Below are 15,616 nucleotides of genomic sequence, written 5' to 3' on the forward strand. Positions count from 1 at the left end.
CGTCCCGTGAGCGGATGCTCCATTTGTCGGTCCGGCAGAGGCTGGACACGCGCCAGTCCACGCCGACGATTTCCTCGCTTTGCGGTCCGCTGTAGAACAGCGACCAGTCCTTCTCCAGCTCGTGTGGCTTGTTGCGCAGGGTCGCCAGGTCCTGGAAGAATTTGCGGAGGCGCTCGAAAGCCTGCGGCTCGACCAGCTCGGCCAGGCTGTCCCGGTTGACCACCAGGGACCTTATCTCCGGCGCCAGGGCCGGAAAATCATCCGAGCAACCTGTTATATTCAGGTTTTCATCGAGGTACAGCTCGCAAATGCCGAGGCTGTTACGGTAAGTGGCCAACTGAAGGCTCAGCCGGTCGCGCGCGGCCTGTACGAGCTGAAGGCGGGTCTGCAGCGAGGCCAACTCGGACTCCAGGGTCGCCTGCCGGCTCACAGCCGGCGGGCCTTGGAGGCTTTTCTTTCTGGAACCTGGCAAGAGCCGCTCCATCCAAAACGGGGTTTTCGGCTGACATCTTACGTTCATTCACGTAAAGATATTAGCACAAAAACCCCGTTCAAGGCAATACATTACTTTCAATGCACCGTTTTCACACCCACATGCAGACAGCCCTCTCCGGCAGGTTGACCGGTCACCGGCTGACTGTCCAAATACAGGGCGGTCCGGTCAGAAAGCGTCCGGACCGTGGCCTCGCCCGGCGTGGGGGCGTCGCCCTGGCGGCTCTCCAGCTTGCCGGAAACCCAGATCTGGACGCCATCCGCCGAAACACTGGCCGTGCGGCCGGAGCGGGCCAGGTCGCTGCCGTTCCAGGCCAGAGCGCCGCCCTCGCCCAGGACATAGCCCCTCACCGCGCCGTCCGTGCCCACCCGCACCAGTCCCAGGTAGCCCTGCAGCCGCATCCCGCCGCAGGTGATCTCCGGCGCGGGCCCATCCAGCGAGTCCTCGGGCTGCCAGAGCAGAAGGTCGCTGAACCCCTCGCCCTCCACGGTCAGGCTCACTGCGCGCGGGTTGCCTGTGACCGCCGGGCCGGCCTTGACCGTGGGTTGCGGTGCGCCCTTGGCCCAGGCCGCTGCCAGGGCCACGTAGCGCACCCGGCTGCCGTTCTGGTGCACCTTGATCAGGCCCAGATCATTGCTGCGGCGCTTTCCCGGGCTGACCACCCGGCTGAAACCGAGCGCTGGCCGGGCCGGTTCGAGGAGCGTGATCGAGCAGTCGGCATTCTGTCCGTGGAGCAGGACCGGGTCGGCCGCGGCGCCCGTGCCGCTCACTGTGCTGTCGGGGCAGAACCACTGCCAGTCGTAAGCGTGGCGGCCGGTGCTCTGCTGGATGTCATCGGTCACCAGCAGGTAGGGCGCGGCGCCCTGCTTGACGAACAGGACCGCGCGGTCGGCGCGCAACGCCGGGCAGCTTCCCGGCACCGAGTTGTCGTGGTAGGAGTTGCGGGCATCCCCGCGGGCGTAGTCGGCGAAATGCCCCAGGCCCAGGCCCACCATCAGCCCGCCGGTGGAGCAGTCATCCCCGGCCGACCCGGGCCGGTCGTGGGCCGGCCACCCGCCTCCGTCCACGATCACGATGTTGTGCTCCTTGTCCGCGCCGTGGTCGGGGTCGGAATAGCTGTATATATTGCGGTGCGTGCCGAACTCATCCCCGAACGCGTGGAACAGGAACGTGTTGTGGTCGTAGTGCTGGTGGTTGGCCCCGGTGTAGCGGGTGACGAAAGCGAAGAAATGGGCGCGCTCGTTGTCCCATTCCGAGCGGGAGAAAATGTACCCGGCGCGGAACGGGGCGATCTCGAAATAACAGGAGGTCGGCCAGCCGGCCTGCCCCGGGCTGACCGCGGCCAGGCTGTCCGGCCACCAGAGGAACGTCATCAGGGGGTCAAGACGCTTGCGGTCGGTGTATTTCTCGAAAGTCCAGAGCGCAGCCGAGTCCTGCATCTCGCCGATGCCCAGCATATAGGAGCCGACAAACACCCGGCGACCGTACTCGGTGTTGTCGCCCACCGGGGCGCAGCCGCCCTGGGGCAGCCACTGGAACACCTGATAGTGCATGGCGTTGATCGCGCCGCTGCCGTGCACGATGTCCTCCCCGCCGGTGCGGCGCAGCGCCTCGCCGAACTCCAGGGCGTTGCGGGTGTACTGGGCGTAGCAGGGGCCCTCGTAGCAGATGCCGTTGGCGCGCCAGGCGGTAGGGAAATAGTTGTCCCGGATGCGCTGGGTGCAGCTTTCGAACCATTTGCCGAAATCCGGGTGCGTGGCCTCGCCGCGGATCGCGGTGCACAGAAGCCCCAGCGCCCCGACCGGGATCGCCCCGCAGTTGTAGGAGGCATCCCGCCACCACCAGGATTCCGTGTGGTCGTAGAGGGCCTGGCACCAGAGTTCGAGCTTGGGCAGGGCCTCGGCGCGCTCCTCGGCGGTCATAGCCTCGTACAGCCAGTCCCAGGCGCAGGCGAAAGCCAGGGGCCAGTTCTCGGTCTCGAAGAAATCGTCGTTCACTTTCTTGTAGTACTCGACCGGGTCGGTGCTGCGCAGCACCTGCATGAAAGTATCGATGGCCGCGCGGGCGTCGGCCTTCTCCCCACTGACCTGGTAGAGAAGGGCCATGGCGCGCAGGCGATGGGCTTCCCAGGCCCCCTCGAAACGCACCGTGGAGTCGGAGTGGGCCAGGCTGACAATTTTCTGCCAGGCCTCGCCGGGAAGGCCCTCGGCCTTGGCGCGCTCGCGCAGGGCGGTCAGCTCCTGCTTCGAGAAGATAATCCCGGGGTGCGTCCCCGGCGGCACGACCACATAGGCGTGGCCGCCGGCCCGGGCCGGTGCTCCCGGCGCGGCGCTTCGCCCGCAGGAGACGGCCAGCCCGGCAAGCAACAGGCAGAGTGTGGACCGAAATGCGATTCTAAGCCGTGACATCCTCTTTCCTCTCTCCTCAGGTAAGCGTTTCGCAATCGTCCCGGAATATCTATTTCTCGTAGGCCGCCTGGCGCGAGTTGATCGCGCGCAGCACCGCGCTGTCGAACTTGGGCTTGCGCTCGTAGGTGTAGATCCCGTTCACCTCCTGCTCGATGTCGTAGAGCTGGGTGAAACAGAAACCGAACATTTTCGGGTTGTCCAGCAGGGCGTCGGTCAGGCCGCGGTAGCGCTGGAGGTACTCCTCCACACTCCTGGGCCGGCCTCCGTAGCCCCAGGCCGGTCCGCCCGCCTGGCCGGGGTTCCACCAGATGCCGCCGTACTCGTCCACGATGTAGGGCTGGCCGGCATAGGGAGCGTCATGCTCCGGGTCGAAACGCCAGGGCTCGCCGCCGGCGCGGAAAGGCTCGAAAAAGGCGGCGAACTTGGCCGGGTCGCCCTCGTAGTTGTGCACGCTGTAGATGTCGGTCTGGACGTGGCGGAAACCGCTGACATCGTGGACCGGTCGGGTGGGATCGAGGGCCTTGGTCGCGAGGTAGACCGTGCGCAGCAGCCAGGGGTCGGTGTCGCGCGGGGTCTCGTTGAACGGGGTCCACATCACGATGGAGGGATGGTTGAAATCCCGTTCCAGCTCGGTGAGCCACTCGGGCAGCACGCGCTCGAGGGTGGCCGGGCTGGCGTGGTCGATCCCCCAGTTGGGGAACTCGCCCCAGCAGAGGTAGCCCAGACGGTCGGCCCAGTAGAGGAAACGCGGCTCGAACACTTTCTGGTGCAGCCTCGCGCCGTTGAACCCCACGGCCTGCGACAGCTCGATGTCACGCTTCAAGTCCGCGTCCGTGGGCGCGGTGTAGATACCCTCCGGGTAAAAACCCTGGTCCAGCACCAGGCGTTGGAAGACTTTCTTCCCGTTGAGCAGCACATTGATCCCCTCGACCGTCACCTCGCGCATCCCGAAATAGCTTTTCACCCGGTCGACAACTTTCCCGTCCTGCTCCAGCGTGAGTTCCAGGTCATAGAGGAACGGGTCGCTTATCTGCCAGAGACGGGGCTTGGGGATTTTTACGCTGAAAGGCGCACCCTGGCCGGCCGGGACAACCGCCTCGCCCACTTTCTTTCCCCCGGCCGAGACAACCGCCTTGAGGCGCAGGCCGGGCGTGGGGTCCACCACGCTGGCGTTGAAAAGCGCCGCGCCCGCGGTGAGGTCGGGGTAGACGCGGAAGCTTTTCACGTAGGAGCGGCCCACCGCCTCCAGCCAGACTGTCTGCCAGATGCCGGTGGTGCGGGTGTAGCTGCAGCCGGCCGAGAAATATTCCGGGCACTGCTTGCCCGCGGGCTGGACCCCGGCGCGCAGGTCATCCGTGCAGCACACGACCAGCACACCTCTGCCGGGCTTGACCTTGCCGGTCAACTCGAAGACAAACGGGGTGTATCCGCCGCGGTGATCGCCCACCGGCTCGCCGTCCAGCCAGACTTTCGTCTCGTAGTCCGCGGCCCCGAAATGCAGCAGCACTCGCCTGCCCTGCCAGGCTTCGGGGATTTCCAAGGTCCGGCGGTACCAGACACTGCTCATGAAATCGACATTGGCGATCCCGGACAGACGGCTTTCCGGGCAGAACGGCACGTTGATCGTTTTCGAGAAAGCCGCCCCGGCATTCTGCAGGCCGCGCGCTTCGCCGGAAACCCCCGGGTCGAGCTCGAACTCCCAGGGGCCGTTGAGGTTAATCCAGTCGGCGCGTTCGAGCTGCGGCTCGGGGTGCTCGGGACGGGGGATGTCGGCGCAGCGCAGGGCCGTGGCCGCGGCAAAAAGGCCCAGGCAGGCCAGGGTGAGGGAAACTGACAGCAAACGGTGGAATGAACCAGGTCTGATCACAGTCGGCCTCCGGAAGAATTGGTAGTCGTATCGATGATTGCGACGTCAGGCAGGGATGACAGAAGAATAAACCGGTCCGGGCGGAATGAAAAGCAAAAAAGAGGCGGCCGGGACCATGGTGCGACAGTCCCGGCCGCAAGTTGAAAAGCCAAGCCACACGACAATTCAGGCGAGCACGGTCTCGGGCAGGAACGGACGGCCCTCGGCCAGGGCGGCCAGGTTCTGCACGGTCACGCGGGTGATCTCGGCCAGCGCCTCCTGGGTCAGGAAACCCTGGTGCGAGGTGATCAGCACGTTGGGGAAAGTGAGCAGGCGCGCCAGCTCGTCATCCTCCAGCACCTCGCCGCTCAGGTCCTCGAAGAACACGCCCTCCTCCTCCTCGTAGACATCCAGGCCCACGCCGCCGATCTGCCCGGTCTTGAGGCCGCGGATCAGGGCGCGCGTGTTGATCAGCTTGCCCCGGCTGGTGTTGATGATGTACACCCCGCGCTTCATCAGGCCGATCGTGCGGTCGCCTATCAGGTGGTGGGTCTCGGGCGTGAGCGGGGTGTGCAGGGAGAGCACGTCCGCCTGGGCCAGGATTTCATCCAGCGGGGCGAAAGACACCCCGCACCCGGCGGCCCATTTCTCGTCCGGATAGGCATCCCAGGCCAGCACGCGCGAGTCGAAGCCGCGAAAAATCCGGGCCGCGATCCGCCCGATCTTGCCCGCACCCAGGATGCCGACAGTCTTGCCGCAGAGGTCGAACCCCACCATCCCGTTGAGCGAGAAATTCAGCTCGCGCACACGGTTGAACGCCCGGTGGATCTTGCGGTTCAGGCAGAGCAGAAGGGCCACCGTGTGCTCGGCCACCGCGTTGGGCGAGTAGGCCGGCACGCGCACCACCGGCAGGCCGATCTCGGCGGCGTGCTTGAGGTCGACATTGTTGAACCCGGCGCAGCGCAGGGCCACCAGGCGCACGCCCTCGCGTTTCAGGCAATCCAGGCAGCGGCTGTCCACCCGGTCGTTCACGAACACGCAGACCGCATCCGCCCCGTTCGCCGCGGGCGCGCTCTCGCAGCTCAGACGCATTTCGAGGAAGCGCCATTCGATCTGCGTCTCTTTTTCAAAATTTCGCTTGTCGTAGGGTCGTGTGTCAAAAAACGCCACTTTCATCCCAGCCTCCAGTCATTCACTCGGTATCCCTGTCCAAAAATCGGGTGCGCCGCGGGAGCGAAGCCCGCAGCATCGCTATAAGCATACTGAAACGGTTCCCTCGGAGCAAGCCCGCAGGACAGCTTGAGATTATTCTTGCATTTCGGGGCAATCAATGCTACACATTATTTATTACAAAATGCTCCCAATCCCGGGCGGCTGAAACTCCGTCTTAAATCCAGTCGATTCCAGCCGGATGATCCCGGAAGCGGAGTATCTTCGTTCCATTCCCCTGCTCCAACGAAGCGAAAACGGAACAAGCCGGGAGGTTGTCATGTCGAGACGGTTGAGCGGTTGGGCGTCAACTCTGTTGATTCTGTCCCTGGTCCTTTGCCTGGGCTCCCCGCTCCAGGCCGCCTGCTCGGGAACGAGAGGGCGCACGGTCACGGCATTGGCCACATGCGGCTCGGGAACCTGCACCTGCACCAATTGCACCTGCACCGGCTGCACCAACACCGCTTGCCTGACAAAGAGCGGCACCCTGAATGTCAGCCTGTCGCCGTCCCTTCTTTCCCTTCTGGACAAGATGCCCCGCCTGCGCGCGGTGCTGCAGGGCCTGCTGTCCATCGTCACTCCGCAGACACTGCTGGCCGACGCCGATGACGTGGCCGCCACGGCGACCTGCACCGGCACTTGCAGCGGCACCTGCACCGGGACCTGTAGTGGCACCTGCGGCGGATCGGGTTCCGGCTCGTGCAGCGGCAGCGGCGCAGGCTCTGGCAGCGGCGGCTGCGGCGGATCGGGGCACTGCTCCAGGTAGGCAATTGCCTGAGAATTTATTTCGATGGAAAAAAAGGGGCGCGCCAAGGCGTGCCCCTGTTCGTTTTGTCCCCTGGATCGGCCGAGCCTCTCCGCACGTACTCTAATCCAGCTCCACCAGCAGCAATTGGATCGGCTGGCCGCCCACCTGGATGATATGACGGTTCTCCTCGCCCTGGGGCAGGATGAAAGCCTGGCCCGGGGCCAGCCCCAACTGCCCGCCGTCCATCTCCAGAACGGCATTTCCGGAGAGCACATAGCCGCTGTGCCCGCGCAGGCACCAATCCGGCTCGCGGAACCCGGCGGCAAACTCCACCAGGCGCACGCGCCAGCCCGCGTGCTGCAGGATCTTGAACCGCACCCCAGGGATGCCCTCGCGCCACTGGACAGCCTCGAAATCGCTCCAGCCCACGTTCATCGGTCGCCTCCAGGTTGAGTCCACTGCGCCAGCCGGCTTAGAAATGGAAAAGCCCCAGGTACCAGGCGGTCAGCTCGCGGCCGCGAAACACATACAGGGCCGCCCCCAGGGCCAGGAACACGCCGAACGGCACCAGGCGTTTCCTGCGCTGTACGTAGTTGATCCAGCCGTAGATCAGGCTGCCGGCCACCGACCCGGCGAAGAGAGTGAACAGCACTCCGGTCCAGCCGGTGAAAGCGCCGATGGCGGCCAGCATCTTGATGTCGCCGCCGCCCATGGCCTCGCGCCCCAGGGCGGCCTGCCCGGCCACTGCGGCCAGGTAGAGCACCCCTCCTCCGATCAGCGTCCCCAGGGCCGCCTGGAGCGGGCTGATCCCGCCGGGCAGGAACGAGAAAGCGACACCAGCGGCCAGGCCGCCCAGGGAAAAAGAGTCCGGGATGGTGTAGGTCTGAAGGTCCGTGACCAGGATACCCAGCAGGATGAGCAGTAGCACGGCCATAGCCGGAGTGTCCCAGCTCGCGCCGAAACGCAGCCAGGACCCGGCGGCCAGGCAGGCTGCGGCCAGCTCGACCAATGGATACTGGATCGAAATCGCCCCCCGGCAGCCGCGGCAGCGCCCGCGCAGGAAAATCCAGCTCACCACCGGGACGTTCTCGTACCACGGTATCAGCCGTCCGCAGCGCGGGCAGTGCGAGCGGGGGGTGACCACGCTCTCGCCTCGCGGCAGACGGTAGATGCAGACATTGAGGAAACTGCCCAGCATCGCGCCCAGCACACCCAGATACAGCGCTATGAGTATCCGGAGTTCCAGGGTTCACCTCCCCGCGACGGAGGGTTGGCCCACGCGGCGGCATATTTCGTACAGCACGATCCCGGCGGCCACGGCCACGTTGAGGCTCTCCACCCCGGACTGCATGGGCGCCGAGAGCCGCCGCGCCCCGCCCAAGGCCAAGCTCAGTCCAGACCCGGCCGCCTCGGAGCCGAATATCACCGCGGTGCGGTCGGGATAGCCCGCGCCGGCGAAAATGTCCTCGCCCCCCACAGCGGCCTCGTACAGGCTAAACGAGTGGCGGGCCAGAAATTCTTTCAACTCCCCCTCATCCCGTGCCTGGAACACGGGCAGGCGGAACAGCGCGCCCATCGCCCCGCGCACGGTCTTGGGATTGTATGGGTCCACCGTGCCTGGAGCCAGAACAACCGCCGCCGCCCCGGCCGCTGCAGCAGCGCGTACAAGCGAGCCCAGGTTGCCGGGCTGGCTCAGGCCGTCGCAGATAGCCAGCACCGCTTGCTGCGGAGGGGTCCATTCCGGAAGGCTCCGGTGCGGGATACGGCAGACCGCGGCCACCCCCTGCGGAGTGACCGTGTCCAGGACGCGGCGCAGTGCGGCCTCCTCCGCCCGGTAGACCGGTACGCCCTTAGCGGCCAGGGCCGCGGCCAGGGCCTCACCGCGCGCTCTGGCCGACGTGTCGGAGCCCTCCGGGCCGCGCACCGCCCAGGCGATATCCACCCCGCAAGCCAGGGCCTCCTCCACCAGGCGCACGCCCTCGGCCACGAACAGGCCGGTTTCCTCGCGCCACTTGCGCTGGCTCAACTTGCCCAGGAGCTTTTCGTTGTTCCGGGAAAGGGGCGGATAGCTGTCGGGTACAGGCGGGCGGTCCAAGCATGCCTCCGGGCGGGTCGAGGGACGGGTGTCGGTCGGATAGACTGAAAATAATATTCAACCCTGCGGCGCGGCTGTCAACTGCGGACAGCGGAGGGGGCACCAATTTCTTGTTGACTTGGGCGCCCCGGACTATATTGAATCATCCGTCGTTGCGAACTAATACCACTCAACCGAAGACAGATAAGCCATGACCTCACCCGAGAAAATAAGCCTGCTCACGGTCCGCTCGTGCAAGGCCCCCGAGGGTCATCTGTGCGCAGTGACAGCCTATGACTACACTTTCGCCCGCCTGGTGGACCAGGCCGGGGTGGATATCGTGCTCTGCGGCGACTCCCTGGCCAACACCATGCTGGGCCTGGAGAGCACTGTCCCGTTGACCCTGGACCAGATGGTGCATCACTCCACTGCGGTGGCCCGCGGGGTGCAGCGCGCGTTCTGCGTGGCCGACATGCCGTTCGGCTCGGTCCAGACCGGGGTGAACGACGCCCTGGCCAACTGCGTGCGCGTGTTCAAGGAGTGTGGGGTGGACGCGGTGAAGATCGAGGGCGGAATCCGCTCGGCCGAGGTGATCCGGGCCGTGGTCGGGGCCGGCATCCCGGTGATGGGCCACGTGGGCCTCACCCCGCAGTTCCGCTCGATGCTGGGCGGGCTGAAAGTGCAGGGCAAGGACGAGGAAAGCGCTCGCCGTATCCTGGCCGATGCCCGGGCCGTGGAGGAGGCCGGGGCGTTCGCCGTGGTCCTGGAGGCCGTGCCGCGCCGTCTGGCAGCGCTCATCACCTCGCGGCTGAATATCCCAACGATCGGCATCGGGGCCGGGCCGGACTGCGACGGCCAGATACTGGTGCTGCACGACATACTGGGCCTCAGCCCGCGCGCGCCCAAGTTCGCCAAAGTCTTCGCCGACCTTCCCGCCGAGGTCCTGCGCGGGGTGCAAGCCTACTGCGACGAGGTCCGGAGCGGTGCGTTCCCGGATGACTCGCACAGTTTCCGCGTGGATGATTCCATAATCGAGAAGCTATGAAAGCCGACCTGCTGCGTTTGCTGGCCGAACGCAACATCGACATCCTCTGGGCGGTGGGCGCCACCCACGACTGCCCGGATGTCTACTATCTGGCCGGCGGCCAGCCGCTCACCCTGGCCTGGATCATCCTGCAACGCGGCCACGAGCCGCTGCTGGTCCACGGGGCGATGGAGCGCGAGGCCGCCGCGCGCTCGGGCTGCCGGACAATCGATTTTTCCTCGCTCGGGATCGAAGAACTCTCGCGCAGCTTTTCCGACCCGCTGGCACTGCGCCTGGAGCTGTTCGTGCGCCTGGCCGAGCGCGAGAACCTGAGCGGCCGCCTGGCCGTGCACGGGATGATGGACCCCGGCGAGGCGCATGTCCTTCTGACCGAGCTGCAGCACCGGATAAGAGGGATCGAGGTGGTGCGCGACACGCCCTCGTTGATCCAGGAGGCCCGGATCACCAAGGACGGGGCCGAGATCGAGCTGATGAAAGAGGTGGCCGCGCGCTCGCTGGTGGCGATCGACGCCGCGCTGGACCTCTTGCGCTCCGGGCGCCTGGAGGAGGGTCTCCTGCTGGATGGCGAGGGACGCGGGATCACGGTGGGGCGGGTCAAGGCCGCAATTTCGGCCTGCCTGGCCGGTCAGGGGCTTCAGGAAACCCACGAAACGATCCTCTCCATCGGCCGCGAGGCCGGAATCCCGCATGCCAGCAGCGCCCCGGAAACAGTGTTCAGCGCCGGCAGCACCGTGGTGTTCGACCTTTTCCCCTGCACGCGCGGCGGCGGGTATTATTTCGATATCACGCGAAGTTTCGGGATCGGGTTCCTGCCCGAGGCGGAGCAACAGCTCTGGGATTGCGTGCTCGAGGCCCAGGAGAAAGCCATCGCCGCGATACGTCCGGGGCTGGATGGCTCGCGCCTTCAGGAACTGGTCTGCGAGCATTTCGAGGCCGCCGGCCATCCGACCGTGCGCTCCAACCCGCGCACGTCCGAGGGCTATGTACACTCACTGGGCCACGGCGTGGGCCTGGAGGTGCACGAGTACCCCTACCTGCGGCTCAACGACACCCCGATCTCGCGCAACAGCCTTCTGCCTGGCAGCGTGTTCACCATCGAGCCGGGCCTGTACTACCCGGGGCGCGGCATGGGTGTGCGTATCGAGGACAGCCTCTACCTGGACAGCGCGGGCAACCCGCAATTCCTGGCCCAATACCCGAAATACCCGGTCCTGGTCCCGGAGGGATGAGGGCCGGGAAATCCGCCTGTGACCACCCGAAACCGGAATTTGTTTTTTGCGTTAAACCAAAGCTTGCTCTTTTTCTCTCACCCGAATATATTTGCCCACCTTTAGAAACGTAGTCGCACTATCCAGAACGACCAAGCCCATCTTCTTATACCATAGAGTATCCGCCAGAGGGGACCCCCATGCTGAAGGCCAGTTTCGGGTATTTCGACCGGGAGGGCGCCGAGTTCGCGGTCACCGAGTACGACACGCCGCTGCCGCTGGTCAACTATTTCTGGAACGAGCGGTTCATCTCCGGGGTCAGCCAGCACATGGCCGGGATCGGCTGTTTTACCGAGCGCCCGATGCAGTACATGCACCCGGTGACCCGCTGCCTGATCGTGCGTGAGGAGAACCGCCATTTCTACCTGCGGGATGACGATAGCGGGGAGTTCTGGAGTCCGGGCGCCTACCCGGCCGCGCTGAAGCCCGAGCGTTTCGAGTGCCGTCACGGTCTGGGCTATTCGATCCTGACCGCCCAGACCGCCGGGATAGAGACCCGGCTTCGCGTGTTCGTGCCCGAGGCTTACGAGACCGAGCTCTGGACCGTAACCCTCACCAACCGCAGCGAACGCCGCCGCCGGATACGGTTCTACGGGTTCGTGGACTGGCTGCTCAAGGGCTACCAGGAATACTCCGACTACCACGGCTCCCTGCACGCGCATTTCGACAGCACGGTGAACGCGCTCAACGGGTTCAACGAGGCCCCGGAGCGCACGCACGAGCGTTTCAGCGCGTTCATCGCCTCGGATATCGCCCCCTCGGGCTTCGACAGCTCGCGCGCCGCGTTCCTCGGCCGCCTCGGCTCGGCGGCAATTCCCCAGGCCGTTGTTGAGGGCCGCATGCGCGGCAGCGAGGGTGTCTGCGAGCGTCTGTGCGGTGCTCTGGAACACAATTTCACTCTCGAACCCGGCCAGAGCGTGACTTTCAACCTGGCCCTGGGCAGCACGGACTCGTTCGAGACCACGCGCGCGATCTGCCGGGCCGTGTTCGCCCCGGGCGCGGCCGAAAGCCTGTTCACCAGCATGCGTGACAACCTGGCCGCCAAGTACCGCAGCGTGCACGTGGAAACCCCGGACGAGCGCCTGAACTACCTGTTCAACGGCTGGATCAAGCGGGCGATCCAGTTGCATACGGAGGTGGGCACCGACACCGGCCGCGGCCTGCGGGATGTGCTCCAGGCGGCCTGGGCGGTCAGCTCCTACGATCCGGCCAACGCCCGTCAGAAGATACTGGAGTCCCTGGCCCACCAGTACCGCGAGGGCCACACCCTGCGCGGCTGGAACCCGGTGGACGACCATCACTACAGCGACGGGCCGGTGTGGATCGCCCCGGCCGTGGACAGCTACCTCAAGGAGACCGGTGACTACGGTTTCCTGGATGAAAAAGCCCCCTATTTCGACGGTGGCGAGGGCACGGTCTGGGAGCACACCCTCACCGCGATCCGTCACGCCACGGATGACACCGGCGGGCACGGCCTGGTGCGCATGCACTATGGCGACTGGAACGACTCGCTCAACGGCATGGGCCTGGCCGGCCGCGGCGAAAGCGCCTGGACCTCCATCGCCATGATTTTCGCCATCGCCCGGGCGCGCGAGATCGTGAACAACGTACTTCACAACCCGGCCCTGGACAAGGAGCTGCGCACCCGCTCCGAGCGCCTGGAAAAAGCGATCCAGGAGCACGCCTGGGACGGGGCCTGGTACCTGGAGGGCTACAACGACGAGGGCCGGGCGGTGGGCAGCCACAGCGAGACCACCGGGCGGGTGTTCCTCAACCCGCAGTCCTGGGCCATCCTGGGCGGGATCGCCAGCGACGGGCGCCTCAAGGATATCCTCAAGGTCATCGACAACGACCTGGAATGCGACTACGGCTCGCTCGTGCTCACCCCGGCCTACCGCAAGCCCGACCCCGGGGTCGGACGGATCACCTGGTTCATACCCGGGATGTGGGAGAACGCCTCGCCCTATTGCCACGGCACCAGTTTCAAGATCATGGCCGACACGTTCATCGGCCGGGGCGACAAGGCGCTGGAGTCGATGCTCAAGGTGCTGCCGGATAACCCCAGGAACCCCTGCACGCACTCGGGCTGCCCGCCCTATCAGGTGACCAACATGTACTATGGGCCCGAGCACCCGCGTGCCGGGCAGATCCTCTACTCCTGGGTCACCGGCACGGCCGACTGGCTGTTCAAGGCCCTCACCTCGCACATGCTGGGCGTGCGCGCCGACTACAATGGCCTTTTGATCGACCCCTGCCTGCCCTCGGCCTGGAAACGGGCCTCGCTGGAGCGCTCGTTCCGCGGGGTGCGCTACCGGGTGGAAATCGAGAACCCGGAGGGCCGCCAGACCGGGGTGCGCCGGATCACGCTGGACGGCAGGGAAGTACAGGGCCAGCTCCTGCCGCTGCTGGTTGACGGCGGCGTGCACGAGGTGAAGGTGCTGATGTGATCTGCTGTTTGGCCGTGTAGAATGAACTAAGCCGCGGCAGAGCCGTGAGGTGTTAAAATGTAGAGGCGGGTTTGAAACCCGCCTCTCCGCTGGATTTGTCCGTTAAACACCACGGCAAGCCGCGAGGAATTCTTTTCGATTAAAACGGAAGAGGTGCAATCCATCGTGTCTTTTTTGCTATCTCCGCTGAATCGTAAACCGTAGGGGCGGCCCCCTGTGGCCGCCCTGACAGAATTGGGCAGGCACAGGGGCCTGCCCCCCTACGCAGGACGGCGTTCCTTCTTAGTTTTATCCCTTCTCTCCTCGGCCGTTCATCCAGCATTGCCTTGCGGCGCTTTCGGGATTATAATGGTTCACGGACAGATACAACCCCCACGGCGAGCCAACACAGCCCGTTCCGCTTGTCACGCATATCCTTTTCCGGGAGCGCAAGATGTCAGGACAGGATTCGCTCAACCGCAGGCAGTTCCTCGAAAAGACCACCCTGGCCGCCGCCGCTGTCGCAGTCGCAGCCGGGGCCGCCAAAGGCCAGGCGCAGATAAACAACTCCACTGTCGGTCCGGCCAAGCGGGTCGGGATCGGATTCATCGGCGTGGGTATCCGCGGCACGCTGTTGATGGAGGCCGCCGCAGGGATCAGCGGGGTGGAGATAGTGACCGCCGCCGACTGCTATAAGGGGCACCTCGACCGCGCGGTCGAGAATTTCCCCTCGATCCAGGTCACCGGCGACTACAAGCAGGTCCTGGCACGCAGCGATGTGGACGCCGTTATCATCGCCGCCCCGGACCACTGGCACCTGCCGATGGTCCAGCAGGCCCTGGCCGCGGGCAAGCATGTCTATGTCGAGAAGCCCATGACCCACTCCTGGGAGGAAGGCGAGGAGTTCATCAAGGCCGTGGACAAGAGCGGCAAGGTGCTCCAGGTGGGCAGCCAGTACATGAGCATGGGCTGCGCCCAGATGGCCGCCGATTTCATCAAGAGCGGCAAGCTGGGCCAGGTGACCATGGTCGAGGGCAAGATCCATCGCAACAGCTCCACCGGCGCCTGGTACTACCCGATCCCGCCGGATGCCTCGCCGGCCACGATCGACTGGAAAAGTTTCCTGGGCGCCGCGCCGCAGCATGATTTCGACCTTAGACGTTTCTTCCAGTGGCGTCTGTATTGGGACTATTCGGGCGGCCTTCCCACCGACCTGTTTGTCCATCTGATCACTGCCACGCACCAGCTCATGGGGGTTCAGGAGCCGGAAAGCGTGGTCAGTTTCGGCGACATCTACCGCTGGAAAAACTACCGCGAGGTCCCGGACCAGATGACCGCCCTGGTCAAGTACTCCGAGGGGTTCGTGCTCAAGCTGACCAGCACGGCCAACAACGGCCACCCCGGACCGGCGCTCACGTTCTACGGCACCGAGGGCACGCTGGAATACAACGGCGATTCGTTCAAATTCTACTACGAGCCGCGCAGCGAGAATTTCGAGTACCCGACCCACTCCTGGCCCAAGGCCACGGTCAAGCAGTTCAGCCAGATCATGAACCTGGACGAGAAGTTGAGCCCGGTGGACGGTCCCCCGGCGGCCGCGCCGGTCGAGTACACCTCGCCCAACGACGAGGAAGACACCCGCGCGCATATCCGCAACTGGGTCGAGGCGATCCGCACCGGCGGCAAGCCCATCGAGGACGTGAGGTTCGGGCACCACGCCGCCCTGGTCGGCCACATGTGCAACATCTCGTTCAAGGCCGGCAAGATGGTCAAGTGGAACAAGCAGACCCGCAAGGTGGAAGCGTAAGGTCGGAACTGTTCGAACGGAAAGATTTACACCGCAGGGGCGACCGGCCGGTCGCCCCTACATTTGCTTACTTTCGATTATGATCGTTCTGTAGGGACGCACCCGCGTGTACGCCCGGGCGGACACATGGGTCCGCCCCTACAATGGCGGACGTACAATATAGCCCAGAGTGGCCGGGACGAGGCAAGCGGCCCCCGCGCCCGTTGGTCCTTTCGGGCAAGACCGGAAGGACAAAGAAAAAACCGGGCGAACACAAGGTTCGCCCCTCCGTAAGGGGTAGGCCGCTGTTGTA

12 protein-coding genes are annotated in these 15,616 nt (G+C 65.2%); 5 read left to right on the forward strand and 7 right to left on the reverse strand.

Annotated elements, in window-relative coordinates:
- From LLH00_13800 to LLH00_13815, 4 genes are all read right to left on the reverse strand, one after another.
- Positions 1-430: hypothetical protein (locus LLH00_13800; protein MCE5272347.1), on the reverse strand; the 430-nt coding region annotated here is incomplete at its 3' end.
- A gap of 140 nt (positions 431-570) precedes the next feature.
- On the reverse strand, positions 571-2,901 hold the full coding sequence (locus tag LLH00_13805; GenBank protein MCE5272348.1) for a hypothetical protein: 2,331 nt from the start codon (positions 2,899-2,901) through the stop codon (positions 571-573).
- A 49-nt stretch (positions 2,902-2,950) separates the two neighbouring features.
- Positions 2,951-4,684, reverse strand: a complete 1,734-nt coding sequence (locus tag LLH00_13810) for a beta-galactosidase (GenBank protein ID MCE5272349.1) — start codon at positions 4,682-4,684, stop codon at positions 2,951-2,953.
- A 249-nt stretch (positions 4,685-4,933) separates the two neighbouring features.
- Positions 4,934-5,923 (reverse strand): 2-hydroxyacid dehydrogenase, encoded by a 990-nt coding sequence (locus tag LLH00_13815; GenBank protein MCE5272350.1) that lies wholly within the window; start codon positions 5,921-5,923, stop codon positions 4,934-4,936.
- Positions 5,924-6,236: 313 nt separating this feature from the next.
- On the opposite strand from LLH00_13815, the gene LLH00_13820 reads away from it, so the two are divergent.
- Positions 6,237-6,722 (forward strand): hypothetical protein, encoded by a 486-nt coding sequence (locus LLH00_13820; GenBank protein ID MCE5272351.1) that lies wholly within the window; start codon positions 6,237-6,239, stop codon positions 6,720-6,722.
- A gap of 102 nt (positions 6,723-6,824) precedes the next feature.
- On the opposite strand, the gene LLH00_13825 is transcribed toward LLH00_13820, so the two are convergent.
- Genes LLH00_13825 through LLH00_13835 form a run of 3 tightly spaced genes read right to left on the reverse strand, consistent with a single transcriptional unit; the run spans position 6,825 to position 8,799 of the window.
- Positions 6,825-7,139 (reverse strand): hypothetical protein, encoded by a 315-nt coding sequence (locus tag LLH00_13825; protein ID MCE5272352.1) that lies wholly within the window; start codon positions 7,137-7,139, stop codon positions 6,825-6,827.
- Between the two features lie 37 nt (positions 7,140-7,176).
- On the reverse strand, positions 7,177-7,902 hold the full coding sequence (locus LLH00_13830; protein MCE5272353.1) for a prepilin peptidase: 726 nt from the start codon (positions 7,900-7,902) through the stop codon (positions 7,177-7,179).
- A gap of 51 nt (positions 7,903-7,953) precedes the next feature.
- Entirely contained in the window at positions 7,954-8,799 is an 846-nt protein-coding gene (locus LLH00_13835; GenBank protein MCE5272354.1) for an RNA methyltransferase, read from the reverse strand.
- A gap of 190 nt (positions 8,800-8,989) precedes the next feature.
- Between LLH00_13835 and panB the strand changes: the two genes are divergently transcribed.
- From panB to LLH00_13855, 4 genes are all read left to right on the forward strand, one after another.
- Positions 8,990-9,823, forward strand: coding sequence for a 3-methyl-2-oxobutanoate hydroxymethyltransferase (gene panB / locus LLH00_13840; GenBank protein MCE5272355.1), 834 nt, complete (start codon positions 8,990-8,992; stop codon positions 9,821-9,823).
- The gene (locus LLH00_13845) at positions 9,820-11,052 is read left to right on the forward strand and encodes a Xaa-Pro peptidase family protein (protein MCE5272356.1); all 1,233 of its coding nucleotides are present in this window, start codon (positions 9,820-9,822) and stop codon (positions 11,050-11,052) included. The genes panB and LLH00_13845 overlap by 4 nt, the downstream gene beginning before the upstream one ends.
- Positions 11,053-11,231: 179 nt before the next feature.
- Positions 11,232-13,538 carry a hypothetical protein gene (locus LLH00_13850; GenBank protein ID MCE5272357.1) on the forward strand — a complete coding sequence of 769 codons (2,307 nt, stop codon included), beginning with the start codon at positions 11,232-11,234 and terminating at the stop codon, positions 13,536-13,538.
- 433 nt (positions 13,539-13,971) lie between these two features.
- Entirely contained in the window at positions 13,972-15,324 is a 1,353-nt protein-coding gene (locus tag LLH00_13855) for a Gfo/Idh/MocA family oxidoreductase (protein MCE5272358.1), read from the forward strand.
- Positions 15,325-15,616: the final 292 nt, after the last annotated feature.

Source organism: bacterium (assembly GCA_021372515.1).
GTDB lineage: Bacteria > Gemmatimonadota > Glassbacteria > GWA2-58-10 > GWA2-58-10 > JAJFUG01.

Bases quoted from the DNA above. Each gene is read 5' to 3' on its own strand.
- panB (MCE5272355.1), top strand. From the start codon at position 8,990: ATGACCTCACCCGAGAAAATAAGCCTGCTCACGGTCCGCTCGTGCAAG.
- LLH00_13830 (MCE5272353.1), bottom strand. From the start codon at position 7,902: ATGCTGGGCAGTTTCCTCAATGTCTGCATCTACCGTCTGCCGCGAGGC.
- LLH00_13820 (MCE5272351.1), top strand. From the start codon at position 6,237: ATGTCGAGACGGTTGAGCGGTTGGGCGTCAACTCTGTTGATTCTGTCC.
- LLH00_13815 (MCE5272350.1), bottom strand. From the start codon at position 5,923: ATGAAAGTGGCGTTTTTTGACACACGACCCTACGACAAGCGAAATTTT.
- LLH00_13855 (MCE5272358.1), top strand. From the start codon at position 13,972: ATGTCAGGACAGGATTCGCTCAACCGCAGGCAGTTCCTCGAAAAGACC.
- LLH00_13845 (MCE5272356.1), top strand. From the start codon at position 9,820: ATGAAAGCCGACCTGCTGCGTTTGCTGGCCGAACGCAACATCGACATC.
- LLH00_13850 (MCE5272357.1), top strand. From the start codon at position 11,232: ATGCTGAAGGCCAGTTTCGGGTATTTCGACCGGGAGGGCGCCGAGTTC.
- LLH00_13805 (MCE5272348.1), bottom strand. From the start codon at position 2,901: ATGTCACGGCTTAGAATCGCATTTCGGTCCACACTCTGCCTGTTGCTT.
- LLH00_13825 (MCE5272352.1), bottom strand. From the start codon at position 7,139: ATGAACGTGGGCTGGAGCGATTTCGAGGCTGTCCAGTGGCGCGAGGGC.